The organism is Bifidobacterium tibiigranuli (assembly GCF_022655035.1).
GTDB classification, from domain to species: domain Bacteria; phylum Actinomycetota; class Actinomycetes; order Actinomycetales; family Bifidobacteriaceae; genus Bifidobacterium; species Bifidobacterium tibiigranuli_A.
In genome coordinates, this window is the sequence record NZ_JALCUA010000005.1 from 61,297 (window position 1) to 75,954 (window position 14,658).

The window sequence follows — 14,658 nt, forward strand, 5'->3', positions numbered from 1 at the left end:
GCTGAATGCGGTAATTCGCGAGCGTATGCACACCGCATGCGCTTCGTGGCATGGAGACGAGGTAACACAATCATGGTCGCACGATGAAACAGAGTAGGCTCGCCGTCATCGAAAGCTGACCGCGCATGTACGCGCGGTCACCGGAATTAGGAGAAAACTGAGTGGCAAAACAGCGCGTATATGAATTAGCCAAGGACCTTGGCGTCGACAGCAAGGCTGTCCTTGAGAAGCTCAAGGACATGGGGGAGTTCGTCAAATCCGCCTCGTCGACGGTTGAGGCACCGGTTGTGCGCCGATTGAAGAATTCCTTCGCGCAGACCGGTGGGCAACAGCCGGCTTCCGCAGGCACCAGCGACAAGGCAAAGTCCACAGGGGGCAAGGCCGCAGCGGCATCGCATACAGCTGCGCCGCATGCGCCGACGTCGCACACGCATACAACAGCAACACCGCATGCACCGGGCTCGCACGAAGCGGCCCATCAGACATCAGCAACGCCATCGCCCGCACCAAGGCATAGCGATGGTCCCAGGCCTGGATCCTCGCACTCGAATGCACCGAGGCCAGGGGGATCATCGTCGCAGCATCGGCAGGAGCAGGGTGGTTCCGGGCGTCAAGGGCGTCCGGGCGATCATGATCGCGATCGCGATCGCAATCGCCAACGTTCCGCATCCCAGTCCGCGCCGCGCCCCGGTCGCTCTCATGACAATGAGGGCCACGGCAACGGCGGCGGCAACCGCAACGAGCCGCGCCCAGGCACGCCACGAGGCCAGCAGCCAGGTGCTCCGGCGCAGCCGCGCACCCATGCGGCGTCCGGCCCGCGTCCGGGCAACAATCCCTTCAGCCGTAAGCAGGGCATGCATACGCCTACTCCGAGCGACATTCCGCGCCCGCATCCGATGGCCCGCCCGACGGTCAACAATGGACGTGGCGGCAAAGGTCGTCCCGGCCAAGGTGGTGGCCGAGGAGGCTTCCGCGGTCGCCCGGGGCAGGGAGGCCAAGGAGGAGCAGCCAGGCCAGGTCAGTGGGGCCATAACCGCCCCGGCCAGACCGGCGGCGCGACTCAAGGTCGTACCGGCAGCGGCACTGGTCGCTTCAGCGGCGGCAACAACACCGGCAGCGGATTCCAAGGCGCTTCCGGCACCACGAATAACGGTCCTTCGCGCGGCGGCGGTCGCGGTCGCGGCGGCACCGCAGGCGCATTCGGGCGTCAGGGCGGCAGGTCCTCCAAGTCGCGCAAGAACCGTCTTGCGAAGCGTCATGATTTCGAAGAGATCAAAGCACCAGTCATCGGCGGCGTGCGCATTCCGGCAGGCCATGGGCAGACCATCCGCCTGCGTCAGGGCGCCACGCTTTCCGATCTGGCCGAGAAGATCAACGTCAATCCGGCCGCTTTGGTGACCGTGCTCTTCCACTTGGGAGAGATGGCCACATCCACGCAGTCGCTGGACGAGGCCACCTTCCAGATTCTGGGCGAGGAAATCGGCTGGAACATCCAGATCGTCTCGGCCGAAGAGGAAGACAAGGAGCTGCTGCAGCAGTTCGACATCGACCTGGACGACGAGGAACATCAGGACAGCGAGGATCTTCAGCCCCGCCCGCCGGTGGTCACCGTCATGGGCCATGTCGATCACGGCAAGACCCGTCTGCTCGATACGATCCGCAAATCGCATGTGGTCGAGCGCGAGGCCGGCGGCATCACCCAGCGCATCGGTGCCTATCAAGTGACGGTGGATCTTGAAGGTTCCGACCGCAAGATCACCTTCCTTGATACCCCTGGCCATGAGGCCTTCACCGCCATGCGTGCGCGTGGCGCCGAACTGACTGATGTTGCGATTCTGGTAGTGGCCGCGGATGACGGCGTGATGCCGCAGACCGTCGAAGCCATCAACCATGCGCAGGCGGCCGATGTGCCGATCGTCGTGGCAGTCAACAAGATCGATGTGCCCGGAGCCAACCCCGAGAAGGTGCGCGGACAGCTCACCGAATTCGGCCTCGTACCGGAGGAATACGGCGGCAACACCATGTTCGTCGACATCTCGGCAAAGATCGGCACCAACGTCGACAAGCTCCTCGAAGCCGTGCTGCTCACGGCCGACGCCGAGCTCGACCTGCAGGCGAACCCGGATATGGACGCCCGTGGAGCGACCGTCGAGGCCCGCCTCGACAAGGGCCGCGGCGCTGTGGCGACCGTGCTGGTGCAATCCGGCACGCTGCATGTCGGCGACGCCATTGTGGCAGGCACCTCCTATGGTCGTGTCCGCGCGATGATGGACGAGAACGGCAAGCAGATGAAGGAAGCCGCGCCCTCCACGCCAGTGCAGGTGCTGGGCCTCACCTCCGTGCCCACGGCAGGAGACCTGTTCCTCGTGGCGTCGGACGACCGCACCGCACGTCAGATCGCCGAGAAGCGTCAGGCGAGCGAGCGCGCCGCGCAGTTGGCCAAGCGCCGCAAGATTGTCTCCCTCGAAGGCCTCAAGGAGCAGTTCGCCAAATCCGAAGTGGATATGCTCAACATCGTCATCAAGGGCGATTCTTCCGGTTCTGTCGAAGCGCTGGAAGACTCCCTGATGAAGATCGAGGTCTCCGATGAGGTCGGCATCCAGGTCATCCACCGTGGCGTCGGCGCAATCACGCAGAACGATGTCAATCTGGCGACCGTCGACAAGGCCGTCATCATCGGCTTCAACGTGCGCCCGAACCGTCAGGTCGCCGATCTGGCCGAGCACGAAGGCGTGGAGATCAAGTACTACTCGATCATCTACAAGGCCATCGAAGACATCGAGGCCGCGCTCAAGGGCATGCTCAAGCCGGAGTACGAGGAGGTCACGACCTCGCATTCCGAAATCCGCGAGATCTTCCGCTCCTCCAAGTTCGGCAACATCGCCGGCGTTATGGTGCAAGATGGCGAAGTCAAGCGGGGCACGAAATGCCGCATCCTGCGCGACGGCGTCGCCACGGTCAACGACCTGGAGATCTCCTCGCTGCGTCGCTTCAAGGACGATGTGCAGTCGGTCAAGGAAGGCTATGAGGCTGGCATCAACCTCGGCACCTTCAACGACATCGAAATGGGCGACATCATCGAAACCTTCGAAATGCAAGAGATCGAGCGGAAGTAGGGTATCCGCTGTGTTTGAAAGGGGGATGTGTTGCTAGACACGCTCCAAGGCCGCTCGGCCGGTCATACGGTCTAGCAACACATCCCCCTTTCAAACACAGCTCGTCTTATAAGCGGATAAATAATAGGGAGCTTCTTATGGCGGGAACTAATCCGCGGGCGGCGCGTATTGCCAAACTTATTCAGCGCGTTATCGCTGCGTCCATCGAGACCCAGCTGCATGACAAGCGCTTGGAGAATGTGACCATCACCGAGGTGCGGGTCACCAACGACTTGCAGCTCGCCCGGGTCTTCTGGACCCAGCTGGGCGACGAAGGCAAAGAGCAGGGGGAGCGCAAGCGGGCCACCCAGGCCCTGCGGCAGGCCAAAGGACGGCTGCGCGCTGCCGTCGGTGCGAAGGCCGGGCTGCGGCTTACGCCCGAGCTGCAGTTCATGTATGACGAGGTGCCCAGCGAGGCGCACGAGATCGAAGACATCCTCGCCACGGCGCATAAGCGCGACGAGGAGCTCGCCAAGGCACGCGCCAACGCGCAGTACGCCGGCGAGGAAGATCCCTACTGGCATAATGACGAGCCCGAAGATAGCGAGTCGGATGACGGGTTTGACGAGTCCGGTGACGCTGATGGTTTCGACGGGTTTGACGACGTTGACAGTGGGGCCGATGGCACGCTTATCGACGACACGGTTGCAGATGGCCCTGCGAATGGCAGTGCTGTAGACAACGACGCTGATTCTGATGCCGATTCTGACCTGCGTCCGGCGCACGAGGCGTGAGTCGGGGGATGGCTCCAACATCTCAGCTCGGCTCCGGGCTGCTCGTTATCGACAAGCCTCGGGGCGTTACTAGTCATGACGTGGTGGCCGCGGTGCGTTCGATGCTGCATATCAAGCGGGTCGGGCATGCCGGGACGCTTGATCCGATGGCCACCGGTGTGCTGATCGTCGGGTTCGGCCACGCCACGCGTCTGCTCAATGTCATCGTCGGGCACGATAAAACCTACGAGGCGACGATTCGGCTGGGCGTGGCGACGACGACCGACGACGCCGAGGGCGAGCCGATCGCAGTGAATCCGCTGCCTGATTGCGATTCGATCGATCAGGCAGCGATTGAGCAGGTCATTCGGGAGCATTTCATCGGCGTGATCGACCAAGTGCCGAGCACCTACTCCGCCATCAAAATCGACGGCAAACGCGCCTACGATCTTGCGCGACAGGGCGTGGACGTCGAGCTGAAAGCCCGGCCGATTACGGTCAGCGCCTTCGATGTTCTTGCCATGCGTCGCGTTCCCAGCGCAGCGGCGCAACCGGGAACGGCAACAGCTCCACACGGCAATCTAATCGATCTTGACGTACGTGTCACCTGCTCGGCGGGCACGTATATCCGCGCTCTTGGCCGCGATCTCGGGCGGGAACTCGGCGTCGGTGGGCATCTGACCGCTCTGCGCCGCACTCGCATCGGCAATTGCGATGTCGCTGCGCCGAATGTCATTGCCGCCCGGGCGGTTGCCAGAAGCTACACCGACCATGAAGGCCGCGAAGTGACGCGCAACAAGGCGGTGTTCGACTGCGATGCGGACGGATTGCGTTCGTATGCGATGCCGATGCTTGAGACGGCGAAGGCCGCCATGCCAAGCATCGCGATAACGCAGGCACAGGCGCGCGATCTGCGCTTCGGCAGACGCATCGCGGCGCATATTGACGCTCCAACGGCTGCATACGTGCAGGCCAGCGGCGAAGTGATTGCGATTCTCGAACCGGCTGGCGGCACTGACGCAGGCATCGCCAAGCCGGTGGCCGTCTTCCCTGCGGATTGATTCGCTGGTATTGTTGACGCCGGTACACGACTTGACGAGGACTTATGAATATCACCACTTTGACACCTGACGCTAACGGCTTGGTCGACTGGCCCACCTTAAGCAAAACCAAGAAAGCCGTAGTCACGGTCGGCGGATTCGACGGCATGCATCTGGGCCATCGAGCAGTGATCGAGCGAGTGGTAGAGCTGGCGAAGGCGACCAAGTCCTTCTCCGTGGTCATCATGTTCGACCCGCGCCCCGGAGTCGTGCATCATTACGCGGCTACGCATCACAACAGCGAGCCGGGCTCTGACTTCTGCGATACCGGGGCGCTGACCTCGGCCAGCCAGCGCATCCGCGTGATGCGTGAGCTGGGCATCGATCAGGTGCTGGTCGTGCGTTACTCGCTGGCCTTCGCGGCGAAATCCTTCCGGTTCTTCCTCGGCCAGCTGGTCGGCAAGCTCGGCATGCGCACGATTGTGCTGGGCGCAGACGCCGCTATGGGTGCGAACCGCACCGGCGACGTCAAGGCCATCGAGAACCTTGCCCAGGCCACTGGCGTATTCGAGCTGGATGTCGTGGGTGATCGAGGCCCCGGCTATGTGCGAATTCCTGCCGACATCGTTCCACAGGTGCCGCTTGGACCGGGAGAGCCCGCCGACCCGACCGACGGCATGACCAAGGCCGAGCTGCGCGCATGGAGCAAGGACCATCAGGGCCGCAAAGTGCGCGTGTGGAGCTCGTCCAATGTGCGCTATCTGCTCTCGCAAGGGCGTGTCAAGGCTGCGAATCAGGTGCTCGGGAGCCTGCACGGCATCGAAGGCACGGTGGTGCATGGCGAAAGCAGCGGCGTCGACCGCATCGGCTTCCCCACGGCGAATCTCGGCCAGTCCGTCGACGGCTATATACCCGTCGATGGCGTCTACGCCGGTTGGGTCATCGATTTGGGCAAGCCCGGGCAGCCCGATGAACTCGCAGCACCAAGCGAGGAGACGCGCCTGGCTGCGCACTCCGCGTGGCGCTGGCCCGCAGCCATATCCATCGGCACCAAGCCGACCTTCAGCGAGGCGACCGGAATCAACGAGCGCGTAGTGGAATCCTACGCCATAACCGACAAACAGCTCGATCTGTATGGGCATATGCTGCGGGTCGAGTTTGCTGGTTTTCTGCGCCCGCAGATCAAATTCGACGGCATCGACGAGCTCAAGGCGGCGCTTGCCGCCGATGTGGAGCACACGCTTGCGCTGACAACTCAAGCATCCTGATTCAGGCGAATTTCCAGTACATATCTAGTATGTATGCCGGAGATCGGGTGTTCGTCCAGCGGCGAACATGCGGCCGAACCCTACGCCATCACCAACGGCTGACTGAACTGATCGGATCGGCAACCCTGTCTCGTTTATGACAGTGAATCGACCGTAGCGGCAGAAACAAGACAGAGTGTAACTCTGTCTTGTTCATGACATTTGGCGCTGAGAACTGTCAGAAACAAGACAGAGTTCACGACAGTCAACAGGAAAGCCTGCAAACACGGGTAGCTCAGAATACGACAGAATCTGCAATGGGGCAAAAGTATGCTACAATAACAGTGTTATCTGATAACACTGTTACCATTGGGAGGCTTCATGACAGCACGAGGCAGCGAAACTCGCCAGCGCATTGTCGATCAGGCGGTTTGTGACATACGTGAGCACGGGTACGGGCAGGTGTCGTTGCGCTCGCTTGCGGCGGAGCTCGGGCTGACGACCGGCTCGGTGTATCGGCATTTTGCGTCCAAGGAAGAGCTGTTGAACGCCGCAGGTTATGAGATGTCGCGGATTGTCAACGATGCGGTTGTACCTTCTGGGGCAAGCGTTGACACCGCAGTTGACGATGTCGAGATTCTGCTGGGAATCGCAGATCGACTGCTGCAACTGATGCGCGACGACCCATATGGCGTCGAATTCCTGTTCTTCGGACCGCTGTACGGCACGGCAATGCGGCAGCCCGGCGCAGTCGAGCAACCGCGTTTTCTCGCTACCTTGCTCGGCATATGCGCTCGACTGTGCGCGCGCTACGATACTTCTGTCGACCCGAAGCAGCTGTTTATGCAGATATGGGCTTTCATTCAGGGTTACGGCAATCTCATCATGCGAGGTGTCGCTGATTACGACGCAAGCATGCTTCGCGAAGCGCTGATGCGCCTGCTCGGTAAGCCATCGCTGGAATCTTTGTCGTTTTCGGCGTCTTCGATGCCACCAGATGCACGCAAACACACAGCCAAATGAGCTGCCGATATCCAAACGTTCCTTCATTCGCAACCAACAACTACGACAAACCAACAACCGCAATAAAGGAGCTGATATGAGCAACGTCGTCGTTATCTATTGTCATCCCTATGAAAAGAGTTTCAATCATGCCGTGCTGGGCACCGTCGTCAAGACGCTGAGCGAACAGGGTCATGAGGCGCATGTCATCGATCTGCATGCCGAGAACTTCAATCCCGCCTATGACGCCGAGGAGCTGCGGCTATTCCACGATGGCGGCACGCACGACCCGCAGGTGAGCGCATATCTGGATATGCTGCGCAAAGCCGATACGGTGGTGTTTGTCACGCCGATATGGTGGAATTCGATTCCGGGCATGCTCAAAGGCTTCATCGACAAGGTGATGAAGGAGGGCGAGGGGCTGAGCCACACGATAGGCCGGTTCGGCGTCCAAGGCGAGCTGACCAACATCAAGCACACCTACGTGCTCACCACATCCACCTCGCCGACCCTCTTCTTCCGGCTGTTCCTCGGCGACGGCATCAAGCGTATCTTCATCAACCAGACGCTCAAGCAACTCGGCATGCAGCATCGGCGCTGGGTCAACTTCGGCGGCATTACTGCATCCACGCCCCAGCAGCGCGAACGCCATCTCGCCAAAATCGCGGCGATAACGTTCGAGTAAGCATCACGGGAGCAAGGGTATGTCGCATGAAGTGGGGCCCTGCTGGGGGAGTAAGGGACCGAAAAGAGACTGACTACTCCAGCTCCCCCAGTTCGAGCAGTGTCACGCTAGGCGCGGAGCGGCCTGCGATGAATTCGTTCATCGTCCATAGGCTTCGAGCAGCCTGAGCCAAATCTCACTGATCGTCGGGTATGAAGGAACGGCATGCCACAATCTGTCGATCGTGACCTCGCCCACAATCGCAATCGTCGCGGACTGCAGCAATTCCGCGACATCCTGGCCAACGAATGTCGCGCCGATAATCACATGGCGTTCTTCGTCGACGACGATTTTCGCGCGTCCGGTGTATCCATCGGCGTGCAGGGAGGAGCCGGCGACTGCGCCGAGATCATAATCGACGGCCCGTATGCGCAGCCCTTTGCTATGCGCTTGATTCTCAGTGAGACTGACGCTTGCCACTTGCGGATCGGTGAACACCACATGGGGAACGGCCACATGGTCGGCCGTGGCAACATGCCGGCCCCATGGCTCATTCGAAACTGGCCGACCTTGGATGCGAGCCGCGATGGCCTCGCCCGCAGCGCGCGCCTGATATTTCCCTTGGTGAGTGAGCAGTGCGCGGCCGTTCACATCGCCGACCGCGTACAGCCAGTCGGTGCCCCGAACCAGCATCGTGTCGTCCACCGCAAGCTTCGTGCCGAGATGAACGCTGTCAAGACCGATGTCGTCGGTATTCGGCCGTCGTCCGGTGGACACCAGAATCTCTTCCGCCGTGATGCGCTCGCCGTCGTCCAATGTTGCGGTGACCAAGCCGTCCTCGTTTCGCTCGACGCGTGCCGGCGTGGTGCCGCAGCGTACGTCAATGCCGTCATCTTCCATCGCTTTCCTGAGATATTCGCCTGCGAACGGCCCCTCGTGCCGCAGAAGAGCGCTATGGGCCAGCACTGTGACCTGCGAGCCGAGCGAGGAAAAGGCGAACGCCAGCTCCAGCGCGGCCGGGCCGCCGCCGAGCACGATCAGTCGCGGGGGAATATGCTCGGCAGCGGTCGTCTCGCGAGTTCCCCAAGGAGCCGACTGAGCGAAACCTGGAATATCCGGCATCACCGGAACCGAGCCGGTCGCCAGCGCAACAGCGCCTGCTGTGTACGTACGTTCGCCCACTATGACCCGATGAGGGCCGGCCAACCGGCCGTAGCCTCGAATCAGTTCGATACCCGCGGATTTAAGCCACGATACCTGGCCGTCATCCTTCCATTCGCTGGTGAACGACGAACGTCTGCGCAGCACGGCAGAAACGTCGATGTCGCCGGTGATCGCCTCGCGTGCGCCAGGCAGCCGCTGTGCTGCGCGGATCGCGTCGGCGCTGCGCAAAAGCGCCTTCGACGGCATGCATGCCCAATATGAGCATTCCCCGCCGACCAGTTCGGATTCGATGACCGCTGCCTTGACACCTTGCTTCGTTGCATAATCGGCCACATTCTCGCCGACCGGGCCGCTGCCGATGACGATCACATCGTAGTCGTATGTGCGCTTATTCGTTGATATTGGTGATGTCATGGGTATTGATGTCACAGTTGTCTCCTTCGTTGGCAGCAGTGCCAGATTGTCAATGCGGGCTGTGCGAGGCGTCTTGGCTGAGATATGCCATTGCCGAGGTGCATGCAGGAGCACGCGGTTGCCGCGATTCACATCTGGCATCGACCTGGATTCATGGACCAATACATGTGCCGCATATTGATGTATATGCTTCCAGAGTACTGGCGGGCATGAAGGTCTTATCCCTTAGCGAAGAAGTTGATGATCGGCCGTGATGGGGATAGGGTGGGCGAAACAGGCTTGCCGAAGTCGGCGCACTCTGGATTACATGTATAACCGCAGGCATATGAAGGCTGAAGGTGGTTCGTGCGCATCGTCATGGTGACGGCATTCAACAATTCGCATTCAACAGTTCAGGAAGGGGCCGCGTGATCGAATACACGCATGTGAGCAAGCAGTTCTCAGACGGCACAGTGGCGGTGAGGGATTTCAATCTGGTTATCCCTTCCCGCAAGATAACTGTGCTGGTAGGCTCTTCGGGATGCGGAAAGACGACGCTGCTGCGCATGATCAACAGCATGGTGGATCCGACTTCCGGAACCGTGTCGATCGACGGGGAAGACGTAGCGGACCAGCAGGCAGTGACGCTGCGCCGCCACATCGGCTACGTCATGCAGAATGCCGGGCTGCTGCCTCACTTCACCGTTGCGCGCAATATCGCGACAGTGCCCAGGCTGCTGGGGAGCACGCGTCGCGCGGCGCATACTCGCGCGTTGGAGCTGATGAGCGTGGTCGGCCTTGATCCTGCGATAGCCGATCGGTATCCGAGCCAGCTTTCGGGCGGTCAGCAGCAGCGGGTGGGCGTGGCTCGTGCGCTGGCGGCCGACCCGAATATTCTGTTGATGGATGAACCCTTTGGCGCGGTGGATCCGATCGTGCGCGCCGAACTGCAGCGCGAGCTGTCCAGACTGCAGCGAGAGCTGGGTAAAACGGTCGTATTCGTTACCCATGACATCGACGAGGCGTTTCTGCTTGGCGATCAGGTGGTGATTCTTACCGCCGGCGCCCATAGAGAACAAGTGGGGTCCGCCAATGAGATCATCGAGCATCCGGCCAATGATTTCGTAGCCGAGTTCATCGGCGCGGATTATGGCTCTCGAGCCTTGCGCATCTGCGAGACCGAGACCGGCCGGGTGCTGGTCGACGGCAACGGCCGCACGCGCGGCGTGCTGGTCGAGAACGGTTCGTGATATGGCTTGGACGCTGAACAACCTTGCGCTGATCGTGTCGCTGACGGCGGATCACCTGCAGCAGAGCCTGATCGCCATCGTGGCTGGTTTCGCGCTCTCATTGCCGCTGGGATGGGCGGCATGGCGCGTGCGCTGGCTGCGCTCGACGATACTGACCGCAACCGGAGTGCTCTACACGATTCCCTCGCTGGCGCTGCTGCTGATCCTGCCGGTCGCCATCGGGTACCCGGCCACGAGCGAGGTCAATCTGATTGTGGCGCTGACCATATACGCGATCGCGATTATGGTACGTGCGGTGGTCGAAGGGCTTGACTCGGTTGACGCCAGCGCCAGAGAGGCGGCTACCGCAATCGGATACGGTTCCACACGCCGGTTCTGGACTGTGGATCTGCCATTGGCGGGCCCGGTTATTCTCGCCGGCGTGCGCGTCGCTGCCGTCAGCACGATTTCGCTGGCTACAGTTGGCATTCTGGTTGGCGTCACCAATCTCGGCTATCTGTTTACCGACGGTCTGCAGCGGCGAATCATCGCAGAGGTTCTCGCCGGCATCGTCGCGGTCGCTGTCATCGCGGTCGTGATCGACTTGATTTTGCTGTGCGTCGGACGACTGGTGATGCCGTGGACGCATGCTTCGCACGCTCGAACCCACAGGCAGATCTCGACGACGCGAACCCTGCAAGCCTCGCAGACTTCGCGAACGCCAGCGCCTACGCCAGCGAGATCGGAGGAATGTCGATGAATCTGGTATCCGACGCGATGGCCTGGCTGTTCGCGCCAGCTCAATGGCAGGGGGCCGGAGCATTGTCGCTGCTGCTGTTCCAGCAGCTGTATCTTACTGCCATACCGATTGCCATTGCTGCCCTCATAGCCATTCCGGCCGGCTGGGCGATTGGTCATACGGGCCATGGGCGCGAGATCGCGGTGGCGATTTCCGGCGCGGCGCGGGCCATTCCCTCGTTCGGGCTGCTGATTCTGCTCGTTCTTCTGCTGGGCGTGCTTCACAAACCTGCTGCCGGAGGCATCACCTTTGTGCTTCTTGCGATTCCGTCATTGCTGGCCGGCGCCTATACCGGGTGCGAGGCGATTGACCGCAGCGTCATTGATGCGGCCCGCGCCGCAGGCATGTCGGAATGGCAGATTCTGCGGAAGGTCGAAATACCGCTCGGCCTGCCGCTACTCGTAGGAGGACTGCGATCGGCTGTGCTTCAGGTCGTGTCCACGGTCACCATCGCCGCCTACGTCAATCTCGGCGGGCTTGGCCTGCCGATCATCACCGGCATTGCGTTGCAACGCTACGATATGGTGCTTGGCGGCTCGCTGCTCGTCGCCTTGCTCGCCCTGGTGCTTGACGCGCTGCTTGCCGCCATCCAGCGGGCCGTTGTTCCCAAAGGAGTGCGGGCCGCGTCATAATCTAATCCGCTAAAAGCTTGAAATTTCAAGCATTATTGAAGTCCCAATATACTTGACTGATTATCGTCCAAAGTAGGAACGCAGGAAATTCAGGATACCAGTATCAGGAATGCAATCAATTCAGGAAAACAAGTACAGAGAGAAGAGAATCATGCTTCATCAACGTTTTCACAGTTTGCGTACGGTTTTGGCTGCTGCCATAGTTTCAGCCATGCTCATTCTGGCCGGGTGCGGCTCCGGCAATCCGCTTTCCGGCTCCAGTTCCGGCGCTGCCGCTTCATCCGACACGGTCGTCATCGGATCGCAAGCCTACTATTCCAACGAAATCATTGCGGAAATCTATGCTCAGGCACTTGAAGGCAAGGGCTTCAGCGTCAAACGTCAGTTCAATATCGGTCAGCGCGATGCATACATGCCCCAGGTGAAAAGCGGCGCGATCAGCCTGTTCCCCGAATACACCGGCAATCTGCTGCAATATGTCGACAGCAAGGCCGCAGTGAGTTCTTCAGAAGCAGTCTACGCGGCGCTGAAGAAGGCTCTGCCAAGCAGTCTCACCGTGCTTGATCAGGCTTCGGCCACTGATCAGGATTCCTATACGGTCACCAAGGCCTTCGCTGACAAATATCAGCTCAGCTCGATCGCCGATCTGGCGAAAGTGAGCGAAAAGCTTACTCTCGGCGGGCAGCCCGAGCTTGCAGACAGGCCATATGGGCCGCAAGGGCTGAAGAAGACCTACGGCATCTCCGTCGACTTCTCCGCGACCGGGCAGACGACGGTCGAGGACCTAGCGGCGGGGACCATCAACGTCGCCGATGTGTTCACGGCCGACCCCAATATTCAGACCCGCAACCTGGTGGTGCTGAAGGATCCCAAAGCGCTGATTCTCGCCTCGAACGTGGTGCCGCTGGTGAACAAGAGCATTGCCGGCAAGGTGGCTCCCACGATCAATGCGGTGAGCGCGAAGCTCACGCCGACGAGTCTGATCTCCCTCAATGTGCGCAGCACCGTCAAGCAGGAATCGCCATCCGTCATCGCCAAGGCGTGGCTTGCCGACAACAAGCTCAACTGACGATCGCAGCGCGGCTTTATTTCGTCTGCGGGCCGCGATGATGCAAGGGACATCGTTCTTCGTTCGGTCCCTTGGCGAAGTCTTATCGTGCCGACACGCCTAGAGCCTCCAGCGCATCGCGCAGCGAGGTCACTTCGACCACGCGCAGCCCGGCGGGTGCGGCGGCTGAGCCGGAGCGCTGGCGCATCGGGGGCACCACTGCTGTGGTGAATCCCAGCCGCGCCGCTTCGGCCAGGCGATGTGCGAGGCGGGGGATGGGGCGCACCTGTCCGGTCAGCGAGATTTCGCCGATTGCGCAGGTGGTGCGTGCAATCGGGCGTGACGAGGCGGCGCTCGCCAGTGCGGAGACGATAGCCAGGTCACAGGCCGGCTCTTTCGCCAAGCCGCCGGCGATGGTCGAAACGTAGACGTCCTTGGCCAGAAGATTCACATGACCATGTTTATAGAGCACGGCGATGAGCATCGCCAAGCGGTTCGAGTCGATGCCGTTGGTGGCGCGCCGGGGCGAGGGCAGCGCGGTCGCGGTCACCAGCGCCTGCACTTCGATGGGCAAGCTGCGATGCCCGTCCAGCGTGAACGTGACGCAGGTGCCCTCGGTCGGCTGGTCCGAAGTCGACAAAAACAGTCCGGAAGGGTCGCTCACCTCCTCGATGCCGTCGCCGCTCATATCGAAGCAGCCGACCTCGTCGGTCGGCCCGAAGCGGTTCTTCACAGCCCTCAGCATACGCAGCGCAGTTTGCGCGTCGCCCTCGAACTGGCAGACGACGTCCACGACGTGTTCCAGCGTGCGCGGGCCGGCAATCGAGCCGTCCTTGGTCACATGACCCACCAGAAACACCGGAATATCCATCGTTTTCGCGCTGTCGATCAAAGCGCTGGCGACTTCGCGCACCTGCGTCGAGCCGCCAGCGATGCCGTCGACTTCCTGCGAGACGATGGTCTGCGCCGAATCGACGATGACCAGCGCCGGCTTCTCCTGCTCGATCAGGCCGAGCGCGGTGGACAGGTCAGTGGTGGAGGCTAGCAGCAGATTCTCTTCGACTGCGTCGATACGCGAGGCCCGCATCCTGACCTGGGCCTGCGATTCCTCGCCTGAGATATACAGCACAGATTTGGGTGACTGGCCGCGCGCCACGTAACGCGCGATATGCCCTGCCGTTTCCAGCAGCAGCGTTGACTTGCCGATGCCGGGCTCGCCGGCCACCAGCACGACCGATCCGGGGACGATGCCGCCGCCGAGCACACGGTCGAATTCGCCGAAACCGGTCGGAATGCGCTGCACATTGCGGGTATCGACCTTGGTGATTGGCGTGGCGCCAAGGTCGACGGCTCGATTTGCCAGCGTTCGTGAAGTGCGCCCCGGAGCCGCCGTGCGTGTGGCAGCGGCCGGCCGGGCCTCGTGGAACTCCTCGACGGTGCCCCACTGACCGCACTGGGGACAGCGGCCGTACCATTTCGGCCCATTCCAGCCACATTCCGTGCATACGTATTGCGTTGCGCTTTTCGCCATGTCCCTGACGCTAGCGAAGTTTCCAGACATCGCCGGATTGC

12 protein-coding genes are annotated in these 14,658 nt (G+C 61.2%); 10 read left to right on the plus strand and 2 right to left on the minus strand.

Going from position 1 to position 14,658, the window contains the following annotated elements; translation table 11 throughout:
* Positions 1 to 161 precede the first annotated feature (161 nt).
* The 6 genes from infB (at position 162) to LKK40_RS06725 (ending at position 7,842) form a co-directional block, all read left to right on the plus strand.
* Complete coding sequence (gene infB / locus LKK40_RS06700) at positions 162 to 3,116, plus strand: translation initiation factor IF-2 (RefSeq protein WP_304309981.1); 2,955 nt, start codon at positions 162 to 164, stop codon at positions 3,114 to 3,116.
* Between the two features lie 137 nt (positions 3,117 to 3,253).
* Entirely contained in the window at positions 3,254 to 3,889 is a 636-nt protein-coding gene (gene rbfA, locus LKK40_RS06705; RefSeq protein WP_304309982.1) for a 30S ribosome-binding factor RbfA, read from the plus strand.
* A gap of 8 nt (positions 3,890 to 3,897) precedes the next feature.
* On the plus strand, positions 3,898 to 4,929 hold the full coding sequence (gene truB / locus LKK40_RS06710) for a tRNA pseudouridine(55) synthase TruB (RefSeq protein ID WP_304309983.1): 1,032 nt from the start codon (positions 3,898 to 3,900) through the stop codon (positions 4,927 to 4,929).
* 44 nt (positions 4,930 to 4,973) lie between these two features.
* Positions 4,974 to 6,176: a riboflavin kinase gene (locus LKK40_RS06715; protein WP_304309984.1), complete on the plus strand. Its 1,203-nt coding sequence runs from the start codon at positions 4,974 to 4,976 to the stop codon at positions 6,174 to 6,176.
* A gap of 360 nt (positions 6,177 to 6,536) precedes the next feature.
* Positions 6,537 to 7,178 (plus strand): TetR/AcrR family transcriptional regulator, encoded by a 642-nt coding sequence (locus tag LKK40_RS06720; protein WP_304309985.1) that lies wholly within the window; start codon positions 6,537 to 6,539, stop codon positions 7,176 to 7,178.
* A gap of 76 nt (positions 7,179 to 7,254) precedes the next feature.
* A complete protein-coding gene (locus LKK40_RS06725) occupies positions 7,255 to 7,842 on the plus strand; it encodes an NAD(P)H-dependent oxidoreductase (RefSeq protein ID WP_304309986.1) in 588 nt (195 codons plus the stop codon).
* 138 nt (positions 7,843 to 7,980) lie between these two features.
* Here LKK40_RS06725 and LKK40_RS06730 read toward each other — a convergent pair whose 3' ends face one another.
* Positions 7,981 to 9,414: a dihydrolipoyl dehydrogenase family protein gene (locus LKK40_RS06730; RefSeq protein WP_304309987.1), complete on the minus strand. Its 1,434-nt coding sequence runs from the start codon at positions 9,412 to 9,414 to the stop codon at positions 7,981 to 7,983.
* Between the two features lie 392 nt (positions 9,415 to 9,806).
* Between LKK40_RS06730 and LKK40_RS06735 the strand changes: the two genes are divergently transcribed.
* The 4 genes from LKK40_RS06735 (at position 9,807) to LKK40_RS06750 (ending at position 13,107) form a co-directional block, all read left to right on the plus strand.
* Positions 9,807 to 10,628: an ABC transporter ATP-binding protein gene (locus LKK40_RS06735; RefSeq protein WP_304309988.1), complete on the plus strand. Its 822-nt coding sequence runs from the start codon at positions 9,807 to 9,809 to the stop codon at positions 10,626 to 10,628.
* 1 nt (position 10,629) lies between these two features.
* Positions 10,630 to 11,367: an ABC transporter permease gene (locus LKK40_RS06740; protein WP_304309989.1), complete on the plus strand. Its 738-nt coding sequence runs from the start codon at positions 10,630 to 10,632 to the stop codon at positions 11,365 to 11,367.
* Positions 11,364 to 12,038, plus strand: coding sequence for an ABC transporter permease (locus LKK40_RS06745; protein WP_304309990.1), 675 nt, complete (start codon positions 11,364 to 11,366; stop codon positions 12,036 to 12,038). The genes LKK40_RS06740 and LKK40_RS06745 overlap by 4 nt, the downstream gene beginning before the upstream one ends.
* 211 nt (positions 12,039 to 12,249) lie before the next feature.
* Positions 12,250 to 13,107, plus strand: a complete 858-nt coding sequence (locus LKK40_RS06750; protein WP_304309991.1) for an ABC transporter substrate-binding protein — start codon at positions 12,250 to 12,252, stop codon at positions 13,105 to 13,107.
* 82 nt (positions 13,108 to 13,189) lie between these two features.
* Here LKK40_RS06750 and radA read toward each other — a convergent pair whose 3' ends face one another.
* Positions 13,190 to 14,617 (minus strand): DNA repair protein RadA, encoded by a 1,428-nt coding sequence (gene radA, locus LKK40_RS06755; RefSeq protein ID WP_304309992.1) that lies wholly within the window; start codon positions 14,615 to 14,617, stop codon positions 13,190 to 13,192.
* Positions 14,618 to 14,658: the final 41 nt, after the last annotated feature.

Bases quoted from the DNA above. Each gene is read 5' to 3' on its own strand.
- radA (WP_304309992.1), bottom strand. From the start codon at position 14,617: ATGGCGAAAAGCGCAACGCAATACGTATGCACGGAATGTGGCTGGAAT.
- LKK40_RS06750 (WP_304309991.1), top strand. From the start codon at position 12,250: ATGCTCATTCTGGCCGGGTGCGGCTCCGGCAATCCGCTTTCCGGCTCC.
- LKK40_RS06715 (WP_304309984.1), top strand. From the start codon at position 4,974: ATGAATATCACCACTTTGACACCTGACGCTAACGGCTTGGTCGACTGG.
- LKK40_RS06740 (WP_304309989.1), top strand. From the start codon at position 10,630: ATGGCTTGGACGCTGAACAACCTTGCGCTGATCGTGTCGCTGACGGCG.
- truB (WP_304309983.1), top strand. From the start codon at position 3,898: ATGGCTCCAACATCTCAGCTCGGCTCCGGGCTGCTCGTTATCGACAAG.
- LKK40_RS06725 (WP_304309986.1), top strand. From the start codon at position 7,255: ATGAGCAACGTCGTCGTTATCTATTGTCATCCCTATGAAAAGAGTTTC.
- rbfA (WP_304309982.1), top strand. From the start codon at position 3,254: ATGGCGGGAACTAATCCGCGGGCGGCGCGTATTGCCAAACTTATTCAG.
- LKK40_RS06720 (WP_304309985.1), top strand. From the start codon at position 6,537: ATGACAGCACGAGGCAGCGAAACTCGCCAGCGCATTGTCGATCAGGCG.
- LKK40_RS06745 (WP_304309990.1), top strand. From the start codon at position 11,364: ATGAATCTGGTATCCGACGCGATGGCCTGGCTGTTCGCGCCAGCTCAA.